This window comes from Ruegeria sp. CDSC002, assembly GCF_059610905.1.
On record NZ_JBXWOM010000018.1, the window covers coordinates 15,889 to 33,069 of the forward strand.

Consider the following 17,181-nt stretch of genomic DNA (forward strand, 5'->3'; position numbering starts at 1 on the left):
ACGGTTTCGAACCGGCTGTTGCCGGTCCGACCGAACGGAGGGGGTTCTACCCCCTCCGAACCTCGCCCGGAATTTTTGGCCAGATGAAGATTGGATCCTGGTTTTGACTTTGAGTGACGTTCAGAACGGATTGGCCGCGCAGGGCTATGTTTCCGATGACCGGTTGGCGATGGCGCTGCATTTGGCACAGCAACTTGGGCGGCCATTGTTGTTGGAAGGTCCTGCTGGCGTTGGAAAGACCGAAGTGGCAAAGGCCCTGGCCGCGTGGCAGGACGCCCGGTTGATCCGGCTGCAATGTTATGAAGGGCTCGATGCCAGTCATGCCATTTATGAATGGAACTATCAGCGCCAGCTTCTGGCGATCCGAGCGAGCGAGGCGCAGGGTGGAACGAGTGAAACACAGCTTTTCTCAGATGAATATCTGCTGAAACGACCCTTATTAGAGGCTATTTCACAAGATGCCCCTCCGGTTCTGCTAATTGATGAAATTGACCGGGCCGACGAAGAATTCGAAGCGTATCTGTTGGAAATCCTCTCGGATTTTCAAATCACAATTCCCGAACTGGGTACAATCCCGGCGCGTTCAAAGCCCATCGTTATTTTGACGGCGAATGGCACGCGGGACTTGTCCGATGCATTGCGCCGCCGGTGTCTGTACAGTTTCCTCGACTACCCATCGCGTGAAACCGAAATGGCGATCCTGAAAGCCCGCATGCCTCAAGTTGAAGGGCAGTTGGCGCGCCAGATTGTTGGCGTTGTGCAGGCTTTGCGCAAAGAAGACTTGGAGAAGACTCCGGGCATTGCCGAGATGCTGGACTGGGCGGCAGCCCTTTCAGGATTGGGTGTCAACGACATGGCGCAGTCCCGCGAAGAGGTTCAGGCGACTCTTGTCTGTCTTCTGAAAACCGCAGCCGATTATGACGCGGCCCCGCCTGAAGTGATGGATCGCCTGATTGGAAAGGTGGCGTGATGCAGGTCACCCGGTTCCCTTCTCGTGCCTCTGGTCTGGCGGATCGCATGTCTGGCTTCATTGCACATTTGCGGATGAACGGGATGCGCGTCGGACCGGCTGAGACCGGGGATGCATTGGCGGTGCTGGCGGAAGTAGAGGCGACGGATTTGCCGCAGGCCAGACAGGCGCTGTGTGTCTTGTTGGCGGGTGACGCAGAGGACTGGCGACGGTTTGATGATCTTTTCGATGCATATTGGCTAAATGCAGGGAAACAACGGACCGGAGTGGCGCAAACCGCGCATGTTCGGGTGCAATCCGCCAAGCCGATGATCTGGCAGCAAGAAAGCCATGACATTCAGGAGTCCAGTTCCGATTCGGATCAGGACGCAACCCCTGATGCCGGCGACGGGGAGGCCGTGGGGAGAGACGGTAAGCTGATTGCGACCCGAACGGCCAACCTGTCGCGTCGGGATTTGCGTGAACTGATGGATGAAGACGCACTGAAGCAGGCCGAACAAGCGGCGACAGCGCTGGCGCGCGCCATCCGCGACCGCCGCTCGCGCCGGCGGAAAAAAGCGCTAAAGGGGCCTGCTCTGGACATGCGCCGAATACAGCGCGCTAGCCTTGCACGGGGCGGTGAGCCGATGGAACTGTATCGTCGCGCCCGCCCACCGCGTCCGATGCGGATCGTTGCACTGTGCGATGTAAGCGGATCAATGACTGTATACTCGCGCGTCTTTCTGGCTTTCCTGAAAGGCTTGATTGGCACAGGAACCGAAGCGGACGCATATTTGTTCCATACGCGCTTGATGCGCGTCACGGATGCGTTGCGCGACCACGATTCACTGCGCGCAGCAGGGCGGTTGTCGCTGATGGCCGAAGGGTTTGGCGGGGGCACGGATATCTCGGGCAGTCTTGAGCATTTTCTGAATGGGTATGGCGCGCGCGCACTGAACGGTCGGACCATCGTACTGATCCTGTCTGACGGGTATTGCAGCTCGGACCCGCAAGCGCTGGGCGTTGTATTGGCCCGGATTCGACGCAAGGCCCGGCGGATCGTCTGGCTGAACCCGCTGAAGGGCTGGCACGAATACCAGCCCATTGCCGCCGCAATGCAGGCAGCTGAGCCGTATCTGGACGCGCACCTGCCCGCAAATACGCTTGAGGCGCTGGCGGCGCTGGAACCGCAATTCCGTAAGCTGTGAAAGGAGCCCACATGGCAAGCTTCGACATATTCGACACGATTGAGCAGCTGCGCAAAACTGATGAAGCCTTTTGCGTGGCCACGGTGTTGCGGACTGCGGATGCAACTTCGGCGAAAGCCGGGGGCAAGGCTGCGATTACAAAAGATGGACGGATCCTGGGCAATTTGGGCGGGGGCTGCGTTCAACGTGCGGTTCGATCCTCGGCCCAGCAGGCGTTGGCCAGTGGTTCGCCGCAAATGATCCGGGTCAAACCTTCGGAAAAGGTGGTGAACATGGCCGATCCTGATGGCATTCAGACGTTCAAAAGCGGTTGCCCGTCCGGCGGCACTGTCGATCTGCTTGTCGAGCCGTATCAGCACGCACCGCGATTGGTGATTTTTGGCGAGTCGCTGATTGCAGAGGCACTGGCAGTCCATGGGGCACTGGCTGGGTTTCGCGTGTGTCTCAGTGACGCGTCAGAGACAGAAGGTGACTTTCAACGGTTCACTCTGGATTCCGTCCAAAACCTAGGGGTTGAGCCGCGGGACTTCGTTGTCGTGGCTTCGCAAGGACAGGGCGATGCCGCCGCCCTGGCCGCCGCTCTGCAAACGGACGCCAAGCGGGTGTCGATGGTGGCCAGCCATCGCAAGGCCGAAACGCTGGTGGCCAAGCTGATATCGCAAGGTTTGGACCCGATACGAGCTGCGCGGCTGAAGTCACCGGCAGGTCTGAACATCCACGCGATCGACCCGCATGAGATCGCCGTGTCGATCCTGGCTGAAATTGTGCTTTGGCGAAACAGTGACAAATCCAAAACGGAGTCCCATGATGAGAAACGTGCTTAAACGCCTGAGGTCCCTGTGGCCCGCGCGTCCCGAACAAACTCCGGAAGAGGCGACAGAGACCGCGCTTCTGGTATATCCAAGATGCTGTTGAACAAAGGAAAGTTGAATGGAACTGAGTGACGAAGTCCGCATCTCTGCGCCGCGGGATGTGGTTTACAAGGCTCTGAATAATCCCGAAATCCTGCAGGAATGCATCCCAGGGTGCGAAGAGCTGATCCAAAATTCACCCGAAGATCTGGAAGCCAAGGTGGTCTTGAAGATCGGCCCCGTCAAAGCCCGGTTTGCGGGCGCTGTGACGCTGGACACTGCCAATGCACCGGACGAGTTTTCCTTGACCGGGGAAGGCAAGGGCGGTGCCGCCGGATTTGCCAAGGGTGGTGCAGACGTGACGCTGACTGAAGATGGGGACGAAACCGTTCTGGCTTATACAGCCAAGGTCGAGGTTGGTGGAAAAATCGCCCAGCTGGGCAGCCGCCTAATCGCTGGTACGGCGAAAAAGCTGTCGGGCAAATTTTTTACCCGGTTTGGCGAAGTTGTTTCAGAACAATCCGTCACTTAAGGCGCGTGACAGGGCCGGTGAATGGACCGGCCCGCGTCAGATCACATCCCACGGAAACTCAATTCCGGTAAGAGAATATCAGTGGTTTGATTTTAAGGAGATTTGGTGCCCAGGAGAGGACTCGAACCTCCACGTCCATACGGACACTAGCACCTGAAGCTAGCGCGTCTACCAATTCCGCCACCTGGGCAGGTGTCGTGGAGGGGCGTTTAAGCCCACTGGCTGGAAGGGTCAACCAGATTCGGGAAGATTTTTGAAAGTTTTTTTCGCACATCCAAATTCAGTTTGAATTGGTTGGTCTTTTCACTGACGCGCGGCGTTATTGCGCCTTGTTTGACAAGCCTCAGAGCGCTAGATCGATAGAGGACCCACAAGCAGGAGCCATCTCATGTCGAAAATGGTCACGATTTACGGCGGATCGGGATTTGTCGGCCGGTATATTACGCGGCGCATGGCAAATGAAGGGTGGCGTGTCCGGGTGGCGGTGCGGCGCCCGAATGAGGCGATGTTTGTCAGGCCCTATGGTGTGGTCGGCCAGGTCGAACCCATTTTGTGCAACATCCGTGATGATGCCTCGGTCGCGGCGGCGATGCATGGGGCAGATGCGGTGGTGAATTGCGTCGGTGTTCTGAACGAGCTGCGCAAGAACGCCTTTGACGCGGTGCAGGCTGATGGAGCCGAGCTGATCGCGCGTTTGGCGGCCGAACAGGGCATTTCCCGGATGGTTCATATCTCAGCCATCGGAGCGGACGCCGAGTCCGACAGCGAATATTCGCGAACCAAGGCGCATGGTGAGGCCGGTGTGCTGACCCATATGCCAGATGCAATTATTCTGCGGCCGTCTGTGATTTTCGGAACCGAAGATCAGTTCTTTAATCGTTTTGCCGGGATGACCCGGATGGGACCTTTCCTGCCGCTGGTCGGAGCCGAAACCAAGTTCCAGCCGGTCTATGTGGATGATGTGGCCAAGGCCGCTGTTCAGGGTGTCCTGGGCCAAGCTGAAGCCGGTGTGTATGAGCTGGGCGGACCCGAGGTGAAAACCTTCCGCGCACTGATGCAGCAGATGCTTGATGTGATCCACCGACGCCGAGTGATCATCGGAATGCCCTTCTTTGTGGCCCGGATCATGGCGGGCGTGTTGGACATCTTGAAGTTCGTCAGCTTCCAACTGTTCCCGAACCACATCCTGACGCGCGATCAGTTGAAAAACCTGCGCCGCGACAATGTTGTGTCCGAAGGGGCCAAGGGGTTCGCGGATCTTGGGATCGAGCCAGCGACGTTGGAATCGGTGCTGCCAGATTACCTTTGGAAGTTTCGCCCATCGGGTCAGTACGACGACATTCAGAACTCGGCCAACAATCTGCGGACCTGATCAGCTATAGGCGATTACAAGCAGGATGGCGCCCAGGATCACGCGGTAGATGACATAAGGTGTAAAGCTGACACTACGCAACAGGCGCATCATCAGGGCCAGGGCCAGCAGAGCTGAAATAAAAGCAAAGAATGCCGCGATTGCCCCGTCTCGGGCCAATTGGGCGTCTGCTTCGCGGATCACGTCTACCGACAACAAAACGCCTGAGGCAAGAATCGTCGGGATCGACATCAACATCGCGATCCGCGCGCCATCCTCTCGCGTATAGCCCAGTTGGCGCGCGCCGGTGATCGTAATGCCTGATCGGGATGTTCCGGGTATCAGGGCGAGAACCTGCCACAGCCCCATGATCAACGCATCGCGCAGACCCCATTCGCTTGCTTCTTTGGTCTGTGGCCCTTTTTGATCGACCCAATACAGGACAAGGCCAAAAACCAGCATGGTCCAGCCAATGACCGCCATTGACCGGAAGGCCTCGATCAGGCCGGTTTTGAACAGGATAGCCCCGACAACCACTGTGGGAATCGTGGAGATGATCAGACCCATGGCCAGCTGCGCCTGTGGTGTGTCGACCCGGCCGGTCAACGCCCGGGGAAGACCGGAGACGGCCTGTTTCACATCGGACCAGAAATACAGAACCACGGCACCCAAAGTGCCCACATGCACGGCCACGTCGATGGCCAGACCTTGATCGTCCAGCCCGGTCAGGCTGGGCAGCAGTATCAAGTGACCAGATGAAGAGATCGGCAAAAACTCAGTGATACCCTGAATAATCGCCGCGAGAATCAATTGAAAAAGACCCATCTGCCCCGCCGTGTTGTGGTCACGTCTTTGTTTGCCCAATGGGTATAAGTGCTCTGTGGAAAAGGAAAGCGTGCATATAGGTCCGAATCGGAACTAAAAATCGCATTTAAATTCAAACGACCACTAAATTTCTCTCCAGTTTTCGAAATTAGGTCAGTACAGTTGACTTTTCATCCGATGTCGCATCTCTTAAAGAGACGTGACCAAGCCAATTCATGGAGTTTGACCCGTGGCCAAGCAACCGATGCTGAAATTTGTGCAGATCGACCGCGTCATGCCCGAAAAGCGTGCCGCCGATGACCGCAGAGAAGATTTTGATGAAATCTACGCCGAATTCGCAGCAGAAAAAGCCAAGGAACAAGCCAGCAGATGCAGTCAGTGTGGTGTTCCATACTGCCAGTCGCATTGCCCGCTGCACAACAATATCCCTGACTGGCTGCACCTGACCGCGACGGGGCGTCTGGAAGAGGCCTATCAAACCAGCCAAGCCACTAACACATTCCCCGAGATCTGTGGCCGAATCTGCCCGCAGGACCGTCTGTGCGAAGGCAACTGCGTGATCGAGCAATCGGGCCACGGCACGGTCACTATTGGCACGATTGAGAAGTACATTACCGACACCGCCTGGGACAAAGGCTGGGTGAAACTCACCGCTCCTGTTGCCGAGCGCAGCGAAAGCGTTGGCATCATCGGTGGCGGCCCCGGCGGCCTGGCTGCCGCGGACATGCTGCGCCGGGCGGGCATTCAGGTCACCGTCTATGATCGTTATGATCGCGCAGGTGGTCTGCTGATGTACGGCATTCCGGGGTTCAAGCTGGAAAAAGACATCGTGCAGCGCCGCAATGACCTGCTGGCCGATGGCGGAGTCGAGTTTGTGCTGAACTGCGATGTGGACGCCGCCAAGTTCGAAGAAATCCGCACCAAGCATGATGGGGTGATCATTGCGACAGGTGTGTACAAATCGCGCGATCTGTCCATGCCCGGCAGCGGTCTGGCTGGAATCGAAAAAGCCATCGATTTCCTGACTGCCTCGAACCGCAAAAGTTTTGGCGATGACGTCGAAGATTTCGACAATGGCCGCTTGAATGCCGAAGGCAAGAAGGTGGTGGTTATTGGTGGCGGTGATACCGCGATGGATTGTGTGCGGACCTCGATCCGGCAAGGTGCCACGTCGGTCAAATGCCTCTATCGCCGTGACCGGGCGAACATGCCGGGTTCGCAGCGCGAAACTCAAAACGCCGAGGAAGAAGGCGTGGTGTTTGAATGGCTGAGCGCGCCAAAGGGCTTTACCGGCGACGGCACCGTTGCAGGCGTGATGGTGCAGAAGATGCGTCTGGGTCAGCCCGATGCGACCGGCCGTCAGGCACCAGAGGTGATCGAAGGCGCGGACTATGTCGAAGATGCCGATCTGGTGATTAAGGCGCTGGGCTTTGAGCCCGAGGATCTGCCCGCCCTGTTCGGCCAGCCCGACCTGCCCGTTACCCGTTGGGGCACCGTCAAGGCAGCGTTCGAGACTGGCGCGACCGAGATGGACGGCGTCTATGCCATTGGTGACATCGTGCGCGGTGCCTCATTGGTGGTCTGGGCCATTCGTGATGGTCGCGACTGCGCCGATGCGATTATTGATCGCTTCAACGCCAAGGCTGCCATCGCAGCCGAATAACCCTAGCCCAGCGACAGGAGGGTCTGATGCCCGAATTGCAAGGTCAATGCATGTGCGGCGCGGTCACGGTGACCGCAACCCCGGCGCGGGATTCGCTGGGTGCCTGCCATTGTGATCAATGCCGTCGCTGGACCAGTTCGATGCTGGTAACCTTCGCGGCCGAGCCCGGCTATGCCGCCTTGGGACCGGTCAAGACCTACACCTCGTCGGAATGGGCCGAGCGGGCATTTTGCTCGGACTGTGGTTCGGCGCTGTGGTATCGGATCACTTTGCCGGGCGAGATGCACGGACAAACCCAAATGGCTGCCGGTCTTTTTGACGACACCGGCAACCCGCTGAAACTTGAACTTTACATAGATAAAAAGCCCGAGGGCTACGCGTTCGCAGGAGAGCGCCGGCAGATGACCAAAGCCGAGGTCGAAGCCATGTATGCCCTGCCGGAAGAAGGAGACAGCCAATGACCAAATATGATGCCGATTGGGTGCGGGCGGAAGAAGCCAAGCGCAAATGGATGGCCGAAAATGGTCTCTATTCCGAGGATGAAGAGCATTCTTCATGCGGCGTAGGTCTTGTGGTTTCGATTGACGGCAAAGCGTCGCGTAAGGTGGTGGATGCCGGGATCGACGCGCTTAAAGCAATCTGGCACCGCGGCGCGGTGGACGCAGACGGCAAAACGGGTGATGGCGCGGGTATCCACGTGCAGATCCCGGTTCCGTTTTTTTATGACCAGATCCGCCGCACCGGGCATGAGCCGCGACTGGATCAACTGATTGCGGTTGGTCAGGTCTTTTTGCCGCGCACCGATTTCGGTGCGCAGGAGCAGTGCCGGACCATTGTGGAAACCGAAGTCCTGCGTATGGGCTATTACATCTATGGCTGGCGTCATGTGCCGGTCGATGTGACCTGCTTGGGTGAAAAAGCCAACGCCACCCGCCCTGAGATCGAGCAGATCCTGATCTCGAACTCAAAAGGTGTGGATGAAGACACGTTTGAGCGTGAGCTTTATGTGATCCGTCGCCGCATCGAAAAGGCGGCATTGGCTGCCGGGATTTCAGATCTGTATCTTGCCTCGCTCAGCTGCCGATCGATCATCTATAAGGGCATGATGCTGGCCGAGCAGGTCGCGGTGTTCTACCCCGATTTGATGGACGAGCGCTTTGAAAGTGCCTTTGCCATCTACCACCAGCGATATTCGACCAATACGTTCCCGCAGTGGTGGCTGGCACAGCCTTTCCGCATGCTGGCCCATAACGGCGAGATCAACACGCTGAAGGGCAACATCAACTGGATGAAAAGCCATGAGATCCGCATGGCCAGCGGCACCTTTGGTGACTATGCCGAGGACATCAAGCCGATCATCGCAGGTGGTTCGTCGGATTCGGCGGCTCTGGACTCGGTATTCGAAGTTCTGGTGCGTGCGGGTCGTTCGGCCCCAATGGCGAAAACCATGCTGGTGCCGGAAAGCTGGTCCAAGCAGGCGGTCGAACTGCCGCAAGCCTGGCGCGACATGTATTCCTACTGCAACTCGGTGATGGAGCCGTGGGACGGCCCTGCCGCACTGGCGATGACTGATGGTCGTTGGGTCTGTGCGGGTCTGGACCGGAACGGTCTACGCCCGATGCGGTATGTCGTAACGGGTGATGGCCTGGTCATTGCAGGGTCCGAGGCCGGGATGGTGCCGATTGATGAGGCCACTGTGACCGAAAAAGGCGCCCTTGGCCCGGGTCAGATGCTGGCCGTCGATATGAAGAAGGGCAAGTTGTTCCGCGACACGCAGATCAAGAACAAACTGGCCCGTGCGCTGCCATTTGGCGAATGGGTCGGCAAGATTCACGATCTGGATGCCACGCTGGCAGGCGTGACCGAAACCCCGATTTTCTCGGGTGAAGAACTGCGCAAGCGTCAGATTGCAGCGGGTTATTCAGTAGAAGAATTGGAGCAGATCCTCGCCCCGATGGCGGAAGATGGCAAAGAGGCGCTGGCCTCGATGGGTGACGATACGCCCTCGGCGGTTCTGTCCAAGCAATACCGCCCGCTCAGCCATTTCTTTAGGCAGAATTTTAGCCAGGTGACCAACCCGCCGATCGACTCTTTGCGCGAATACCGCGTGATGTCGTTGAAAACGCGGTTTGCGAACCTCAAGAACGTGCTGGATGAGGACAGCAGTCAGACCGAGATTGTGGTTCTGGAAAGCCCCTTTGTCGGCAACGCGCAATGGGACAAGCTGGTTGAAAGCTTTGATGCACCGCTGGCCGAGATCGATTGTAGCTTTGAGCCCGGCCAAGGCGCACTAAGCGACGCATTAGCCCGTGTTAGAGCCGAAGCAGAAGAGGCCGTCCGATCTGGCGCTGGGCATCTGGTTCTGTCCGATATGAACTCGGGCGAAGGTCGTGTGGCGATGCCCATGATCCTTGCCACAAGTGCGGTGCACTCGCACCTGACCCGTCAGGGCCTGCGGACGTTCTGTTCGTTGAACGTACGCTCGGCGGAATGTGTCGACCCGCATTACTTTGCCGTTCTGATCGGTTGTGGTGCGACAGTGGTGAACGCCTATCTGGCCGAGGATTCGCTGGCCGACCGTATTGATCGCGGCCTTTTGGACGGGAGCCTGACCGAAAATGTCGCCCGCTTCCGCGAAGCGATCGATCAGGGCCTGTTGAAGATCATGGCCAAGATGGGAATCTCGGTAATCTCGTCCTATCGCGGCGGCCTGAACTTTGAGGCCGTTGGCCTGAGCCGAGCGATGGTGGCCGAATACTTCCCTGGAATGACCAGCCGGATTTCCGGCATCGGGGTTACCGGTATTCAGACCAAGGCCGAGGAAATCCACGCCAAGGCATGGGTCAATGGTCTGGACGTGCTGCCCATCGGTGGGTTCTACAAAGCGCGGAAATCGGGTGAGACCCACGCGTGGGAAGCGACCTCGATGCATATGATGCAGATGGCCTGTAACCGGGCGTCCTATGAGCTGTGGAAGCAATACTCGGCCAAGATGCAGTCGAACCCGCCGATCCATCTGCGTGACCTGATGGATTTCAAACCGCTGGGCAAACCAATCCCGATTGAAGAAGTGGAATCGATCACTTCGATCCGTAAACGCTTTGTCACGCCAGGCATGTCGCTGGGCGCGCTGTCGCCCGAGGCGCATAAGACGCTGAACGTTGCGATGAACCGGATCGGTGCGAAATCCGACTCCGGCGAGGGTGGCGAAGACCCGGCGCATTTCGTGCCGGAGCCCAATGGCGACAACCCGTCGGCCAAGATCAAACAGGTCGCCTCGGGCCGCTTCGGTGTGACAGCCGAATACCTGAACCAGTGTGAAGAGCTGGAGATCAAGGTCGCCCAGGGTGCAAAACCCGGTGAAGGCGGCCAGTTACCGGGCATGAAGGTCACCGACCTGATTGCACGTCTGCGTCATTCGACCAAGGGCGTGACCCTGATCTCGCCGCCACCGCACCACGATATCTACTCGATCGAGGATCTGGCGCAGCTAATCTACGACCTGAAACAGATCAACCCGCGCTGTAAGGTGACGGTAAAACTGGTGGCGTCTTCGGGCGTTGGCACGATTGCCGCCGGTGTGGCCAAGGCCAAAGCGGACGTGATCCTGATCTCGGGGCACAATGGCGGCACCGGGGCATCTCCGGCGACCAGCATCAAATACGCCGGTCTGCCGTGGGAGATGGGCCTGACCGAGGCACATCAGGTTCTGGCGATGAACAACCTGCGCGACCGCGTGACCCTGCGGACCGATGGCGGCTTGCGTACCGGTCGTGACATCGTCATGGCTGCGATGATGGGGGCCGAGGAATACGGTATCGGCACCGCTGCTCTGATCGCGATGGGCTGTATCATGGTGCGTCAGTGTCAGTCGAACACCTGCCCGGTCGGTGTGTGTACGCAGGACGAATCCCTGCGGGCAAAATTCACCGGCAACGCCGATAAGGTCGTCAACCTGATCACCTTCTACGCACAGGAAGTGCGCGAGCTGCTGGCCAGCCTCGGTGCGCGGTCGATTGACGATATCATCGGACGGGCAGATCTGTTGGCGCAGGTCAGCCGCGGTTCAGCGCATCTGGATGATCTGGACCTCAACCCGCTGCTGATCACCGTCGATGGTGCCCATAACATCGTCTACAACCGCGACAGAGATCGCAATGCAGTGCCCGATACGCTTGATGCGGAGATTGTGCGCGATGCTGCACGGTTCCTGAAAGACGGTGAGAAAATGCAGCTGTCCTATGCGGTTCAGAACACGCATCGGACCGTGGGCACGCGAGTGTCCAGCCATATCGTGCAGAATTTCGGGATGCGGAACACGTTCCAGCCGGACCACTTGCACGTGAAACTGCAGGGCTCGGCCGGTCAGTCGCTTGGGGCCTTCGCGGCCCCGGGTCTAAAGCTCGAGGTGTCGGGTGATGCCAACGACTATGTCGGTAAAGGCCTGTCCGGGGGCACAATCGTCGTGCGTCCGCCGCAGGTCAGCCCCCTGAAAGCGGACGAGAACACCATTATCGGCAACACCGTTCTTTACGGCGCAACCGATGGACACCTGTTTGCGGCTGGCCGCGCGGGTGAGCGGTTTGCGGTTCGGAACTCGGGCGCCACTGTGGTGATCGAGGGCTGTGGCTCGAACGGCTGTGAATACATGACCGGTGGTATCGCGGTGATCCTGGGTGGCATCGGTGCCAACTTTGGCGCAGGCATGACGGGCGGTATGGCTTATCTGTACGACCCCGAAGGCAAGGCCCGACAGCTGATGAACATGGAAACGCTAGTGACCTGTCCGGTGACCGTCGACCATTGGGAAGATCAGTTGAAATCGCTGATCGAAACACATCAGGCTGAAACCAACAGCCGCAAGGCCGCTGACATTCTGCAACATTGGGAGGTCGAAAAGGCCAACTTCCTTCAGGTTTGCCCGAAAGAGATGCTGAACAAGCTCAGCCATCCTCTGACAACCGAGGCAACTGCTGTTCCCGCCGAGTAAGCGGAAATAGTTAGACTAAATCAGAACCCCGCGTGTCACCAAGGACACGCGGGGTTTTCAATTTACGGACCGGCCTTGCTTAAGATTGCATACCCGCGCAACGCTCAGATCAGGCAAGATAAACCGTTCCAAACCCGGCCACAGCGTCGTATAGCAACAAAATGGCAAGAACAGCAGCGCGCAAGTCGAGCAAAAAGAAAAGCAAGGCGTCAAAGTCAAAAAGGCCACTGATCCCGCGGATTCGTCGTTGGGTCACACGCGCCGCTTTGGGTGTCGTGGCCTTCATCGTTGGGTTGGTCCTGCTGTACTCGGTGGTCAATCCGCCGGTGACTCATACGATCTGGTCAGAATGGCGACGATTGGGAAAGGTTGAGCGTGATTGGGTGCCGATAGAGGAAATTGCCCCGGTTATGGGCAGATCTGCTGTCGCCGCCGAAGATGCCAATTTCTGCCTGCATTGGGGCTTTGACGTTGAAGCAATCCGAGATGCGCTGGAAGATGGCGGCAGCCGGGGTGCCTCGACCATTACCCAGCAGGTCGTGAAGAACGTGTTCCTGTGGCAGGGGCGCAGTTGGGTGCGCAAGGCGCTTGAAACGTCGATTACGCCCGTCGTCGAAATCTTCTGGAGCAAACAGCGGATTCTGGAGGTCTATCTGAACGTTGCCGAGACCGGACAGGGGGTCTTCGGGGTCGAAGCGGCAGCACAGCGATACTATGGAACGAGTGCGTCTAAGTTGTCGTCGGTTCAGGCGGCACGGCTGGCGGCGATCCTGCCGTCCCCTCGCAATAGATCCGTCACAGACCCATCGGTTCGGACCCGCAGACGGGCGGCATCCATACTGGATGGGGCGGCCACCATCCGCGCAGATGGTCGCGCGGATTGTTTCGAGGATTGAAACCCTATGCCCCTCAAGGCTAAAGCTGGGGGGTATTCACTGGTTCGATTGGAAGATTATGGCGCGTCTGTTTCATGTTCCCCTGTCCCCGTATTGCCGCAAGGTGCGCCTGTCGCTTGCGGAAAAGAAGATCGAGGTTGAGCTGGTCGAGGAACGATACTGGGAACAAGACCCGGATTTCCTGCGCCGCAACCCTGCCGGAAAAGTACCGGTATTGCGTCTTGATGGGCAGGTCATGGCGGAGAGCGCCGCCATTTGTGAGTATATCGAAGAAACCCGCCCTGAACCTCCGCTGATGCCCAAAAAACCTGAAGCGCGTTACGAGGTACGGCGTCTGGTGGGGTGGTTTGATGACAAGTTCCATCACGAAGTGACATCGAGACTGCTGTATGAGCGGGTGAACAAGAAGGTGACGGGCGAGGGTTATCCCGACAGCAAAAACGTCAAGGCAGGCGCGAAGGCGATCAAGTATCATCTGGATTATATGGCATGGCTGCTGGATCACCGTCGCTGGCTGGCAGGTGATCAGATGACATTGGCTGATTTTGCAGCTGCCGCACATCTGTCTGCGCTGGATTACATCTCGGACGTAGATTGGAACCGTTCTCAGGCGGTCAAGGATTGGTACGCCAAGATCAAGTCGCGACCCGCGTTCCGATCGATTTTGGCGGATCAGGTGCCAGGGTTCCGGCCACCGCCGCATTACGCCGATCTGGATTTCTGATAGGGTGAGGGTTCAGGGGGCTGTCGGCCCCCTCTTGGCCCGGTGGGCCAATTCACCCCCTAGGATATTTGCAGCCAGATGAAGAGCGGATCAGGTCTAAAAGAAAAGGTTGTGGCGCAGGCGCTGAGCGAGGGGTTTGTATCCTGTCGTATTTGCCGACCTTGGGATGTGCCCGAAGTACCGCCGCGTCTGAAGGCCTTTCTGGATGCCGGGTATCACGGGCAGATGGGGTGGATGGCCGAGCGGACCCATTGGCGCGGCGATCCGGCCGCATTGTGGCCCGAGGCGCGGTCGGTGATCATGTTGGCCGAGAGCTATACGCCCGAGCATGATCCGACTGATGTGTTGAACCACCCGGACAAGGCGGCGATTTCTGTTTATGCGCAGAACAAGGATTACCACGATCTGGTCAAAAAGCGGCTGAAACGGCTGGCGCGCTGGCTGATTGCGGAAGCCGGTGGAGAGGTAAAAGTTTTTGTTGATACCGCGCCTGTGCCAGAGAAGGCTTTGGGCCATGCGGCAGGGCTGGGCTGGCAGGGAAAACACACCAATCTCGTAAGCCGCGACTGGGGAAATTGGGCCTTTATAGGCTCTGTTTTTACGACGTTGGACCTGCCTGCAGACATGGCTGAAACTGACCATTGCGGTAATTGTCGAGCTTGTTTGAGCGCCTGTCCGACGGAGGCGTTTCCCGCCCCGTATCAGTTGGATGCGCGGCGTTGCATTTCGTATCTGACGATCGAACATAAAGGGCCGGTTGACGAAGAGCTGCGCCAAAAGCTGGGAAACCGGATTTACGGATGCGACGATTGTTTGGCAGCGTGCCCGTGGAACAAATTCGCCATCGCAGCGAGCGATGTGCGGTATGCCGCACGTGATGATCTGAAAGCGCCACCGCTGTCCAAGCTTGCTGTGTTGGATGATGCGGCGTTTCGGGCCAAGTTCTCGGGCTCGCCGATCAAGCGGATCGGGCGGGATCGGTTTGTGCGCAATGTGCTTTATGCGATTGGCAATTCGGAACAGTCGGATTTGATGCCCGTCGCGCAGTCGCTTGCCGATGATCCTGACCCAACGGTGGCGGACGCCGCGCGCTGGGCGGTGAAACGATTATCGTAAGTGACGCAAACAGGCTGGACGTGTCGGTCCAAACCGCTACACCCGTGAACAGCGAACAGGAAGGAGATCCCGATGGCGTTGGCTTTGGGGGTGGATACGGGTGGAACCTATACGGATGCGGTGCTGATCCGGGACGAGAAAGAGGTGATCGCCTCGGCCAAATCCCTGACAACGCGCGCTGATCTGGCCATTGGGGTTGGTCAGGCGATCTCGGCAGTGTTGGATCAAGCACAGGTGTCGCCGGAGCAGATCTCAATGGCGTCTTTGTCGACGACGTTGGCAACGAATGCCTTGGTCGAAGGGCAGGGTGGTCGAGTCGCACTGATTTACATCGGGTTCAAGGAAGCAGACCTTGAGAAACATGGGTTGCGCGATGCGCTGAAGGGTGATCCAGCGCTGGTGATTGGCGGTGGGCATAGCCACGCCGGGGGTGAGGCTGCTCCATTGGATGTCGATGCGTTGGAAGCATTTTTGGCGTCGCACAAAGATGTTTCTGGGTTTGCGGTTGCCGCGCAGTTCGCAACGCGGAACCCGGCGCATGAATTGCATGCCGCGCGTGTCATTGCCGAGAAAACCGGGGCTCCGGTAACGTGCTCTCATCAGTTGTCGGCCAAACTGAACGGTCCGAAGCGCGCGGTCACGGCGGTTTTGAACGCACGTTTGATTGGCATGATCGACCGTTTGATCGGGCGGGCGCAGGATCGGTTGATTGATCTGGGGATCACGGCCCCGATGATGGTTGTGCGTGGTGACGGCGCGCTGATGAGCGCAGAACAGGCGCGGGAGCGGCCGATTGAAACCATCCTTAGTGGTCCTGCGGCCTCGATCGTCGGTGCAAGCTGGCTGACTGGGGTTCAAAACGCGCTGGTGTCAGATATTGGCGGTACGACCACCGATGTCGCGCTGATCCGGGACAGTAAACCGGCGATTGATCCGGCAGGGGCGCAGGTCGGCGGATTCCGTACAATGGTTGAGGCCGTGGCGATGCGGACCCACGGTTTAGGCGGTGACAGTCAGGTGCATGTGGTCACCGAAGGGCTGGGTGGCGGTGTGTTTTTGGGGCCGCGACGGGTGCTGCCGGTTTCCCTGATTGCCGCCGAGGCACCTGAGGTCGTTCACGCCGTTCTGGATACCCAACTAAGGGCGACGACTGTCGGTGAGCATGACACGCGGTTCGCCCGCCGTGTTCCCGGCATCAACGCCGACGGGTTGGGTGCGCGCGAAGAGTCGCTGTTGGAGAGGCTGGGCGAGAACGTCATGCCCCTAAGTGACCTGCTGCGCACCCGTATGGAGAACGGAGCTTTGTCGCGTCTGGTGGATCGCGGTGTCGTTCAGGTTTCGGGTGTGACGCCATCGGATGCCAGCCACGTTTTGGGCCGATTGGATGTCTGGGATGCGGAAGCAGCCCACAAGGCACTGGAGCTGGTTGCGCGCAAGCGGGTGGGGACTGGCGACAGGTTGGCCGCCACCCCGGAACAGTTGGCGCAGATGATCGTAGATCAACTGACCGAACAGACATCTTTGACCTTGTTAGAGACCGCTTTTGCGAAAGAAGCCGAAGGATTTGGTCTTCCGCCTGCCGACCTGGCTCGGCATGTCCTGATGCAGAAAGGGCTGGAGCGGCATCGCGGTTTGCTGGCGCTGGACGCATCGCTGAACGTGGATGTGGTAGGTCTTGGCGCTTCGGCCCCAAGTTACTACCCGGCCGTCGGGGATCGTTTGCATTGCACTATGATCCTGCCGCAACACGCAGGCGTGGCCAACGCGATTGGGGCAGTTGTTGGCCGGCTTACGTTGCGCAGATCGGGAACGGTGACGTCCCCGTCCGAAGGGCGCTACCGGGTTCATCTGGAAGAAGGGCCGCAGGACTTCACAGAATCCGACAAGGCGCTGGCGTTGCTGGAAACGGTTCTGAGGGATCAGGCCGAGGGTGCAGTGCGACAGGCCGGAGCAGCAGATATCCGGGTGGTTGTCGATCGCGACATCCGCACTGCGCGCATCGAAGCGCAGGACGTGTTTGTCGAAGCGATGATCACGGTCGAAGCCAGCGGGCGCCCAAGGATGGCGTCTGGTTAG

At 58.4% G+C, this 17,181-nt stretch carries 13 protein-coding genes and 1 tRNA gene; 12 read left to right on the forward strand and 2 right to left on the reverse strand.

Annotated elements, in window-relative coordinates:
• Positions 1–103: 103 nt before the first annotated feature.
• The 4 genes from AC2FJE_RS22315 (at position 104) to AC2FJE_RS22330 (ending at position 3,540) form a co-directional block, all read left to right on the forward strand.
• Positions 104–970, forward strand: a complete 867-nt coding sequence (locus tag AC2FJE_RS22315) for an AAA family ATPase (RefSeq protein WP_282121211.1) — start codon at positions 104–106, stop codon at positions 968–970.
• Positions 970–2,157, forward strand: coding sequence for a vWA domain-containing protein (locus tag AC2FJE_RS22320; RefSeq protein ID WP_282154097.1), 1,188 nt, complete (start codon positions 970–972; stop codon positions 2,155–2,157). The genes AC2FJE_RS22315 and AC2FJE_RS22320 overlap by 1 nt, the downstream gene beginning before the upstream one ends.
• 11 nt (positions 2,158–2,168) lie before the next feature.
• Complete coding sequence (locus AC2FJE_RS22325) at positions 2,169–2,981, forward strand: XdhC family protein (RefSeq protein WP_496758366.1); 813 nt, start codon at positions 2,169–2,171, stop codon at positions 2,979–2,981.
• Between the two features lie 106 nt (positions 2,982–3,087).
• Entirely contained in the window at positions 3,088–3,540 is a 453-nt protein-coding gene (locus AC2FJE_RS22330) for an SRPBCC family protein (protein WP_058279316.1), read from the forward strand.
• Positions 3,541–3,643: 103 nt separating this feature from the next.
• Here AC2FJE_RS22330 and AC2FJE_RS22335 read toward each other — a convergent pair.
• Positions 3,644–3,730 (reverse strand) — tRNA-Leu (locus AC2FJE_RS22335).
• 198 nt (positions 3,731–3,928) lie between these two features.
• On the opposite strand from AC2FJE_RS22335, the gene AC2FJE_RS22340 reads away from it, so the two are divergent.
• A complete protein-coding gene (locus tag AC2FJE_RS22340) occupies positions 3,929–4,912 on the forward strand; it encodes a complex I NDUFA9 subunit family protein (RefSeq protein ID WP_496758368.1) in 984 nt (327 codons plus the stop codon).
• Here AC2FJE_RS22340 and AC2FJE_RS22345 read toward each other — a convergent pair whose 3' ends face one another.
• Positions 4,913–5,716, reverse strand: a complete 804-nt coding sequence (locus AC2FJE_RS22345; RefSeq protein WP_108860464.1) for an undecaprenyl-diphosphate phosphatase — start codon at positions 5,714–5,716, stop codon at positions 4,913–4,915. It lies immediately after the preceding gene.
• Between the two features lie 229 nt (positions 5,717–5,945).
• Here AC2FJE_RS22345 and AC2FJE_RS22350 point away from each other — a divergent pair, with 229 nt between their 5' ends.
• The 7 genes from AC2FJE_RS22350 (at position 5,946) to AC2FJE_RS22380 (ending at position 17,181) form a co-directional block, all read left to right on the forward strand.
• Positions 5,946–7,379, forward strand: a complete 1,434-nt coding sequence (locus tag AC2FJE_RS22350) for an NAD(P)-dependent oxidoreductase (RefSeq protein ID WP_496758371.1) — start codon at positions 5,946–5,948, stop codon at positions 7,377–7,379.
• Between the two features lie 26 nt (positions 7,380–7,405).
• Positions 7,406–7,840, forward strand: a complete 435-nt coding sequence (locus tag AC2FJE_RS22355) for a GFA family protein (protein WP_109313051.1) — start codon at positions 7,406–7,408, stop codon at positions 7,838–7,840.
• A complete protein-coding gene (gene gltB / locus AC2FJE_RS22360) occupies positions 7,837–12,369 on the forward strand; it encodes a glutamate synthase large subunit (protein WP_496758373.1) in 4,533 nt (1,510 codons plus the stop codon). The genes AC2FJE_RS22355 and gltB overlap by 4 nt, the downstream gene beginning before the upstream one ends.
• Positions 12,370–12,530: 161 nt before the next feature.
• The gene (gene mtgA, locus AC2FJE_RS22365; protein ID WP_496758375.1) at positions 12,531–13,265 is read left to right on the forward strand and encodes a monofunctional biosynthetic peptidoglycan transglycosylase; all 735 of its coding nucleotides are present in this window, start codon (positions 12,531–12,533) and stop codon (positions 13,263–13,265) included.
• Positions 13,266–13,323: 58 nt separating this feature from the next.
• Entirely contained in the window at positions 13,324–13,989 is a 666-nt protein-coding gene (fzlA, locus tag AC2FJE_RS22370; protein ID WP_058275204.1) for an FtsZ-binding protein FzlA, read from the forward strand.
• A gap of 78 nt (positions 13,990–14,067) precedes the next feature.
• Positions 14,068–15,105, forward strand: coding sequence for a tRNA epoxyqueuosine(34) reductase QueG (gene queG / locus AC2FJE_RS22375; RefSeq protein WP_496758377.1), 1,038 nt, complete (start codon positions 14,068–14,070; stop codon positions 15,103–15,105).
• Positions 15,106–15,177: 72 nt separating this feature from the next.
• A complete protein-coding gene (locus tag AC2FJE_RS22380; RefSeq protein WP_496761494.1) occupies positions 15,178–17,181 on the forward strand; it encodes a hydantoinase/oxoprolinase family protein in 2,004 nt (667 codons plus the stop codon).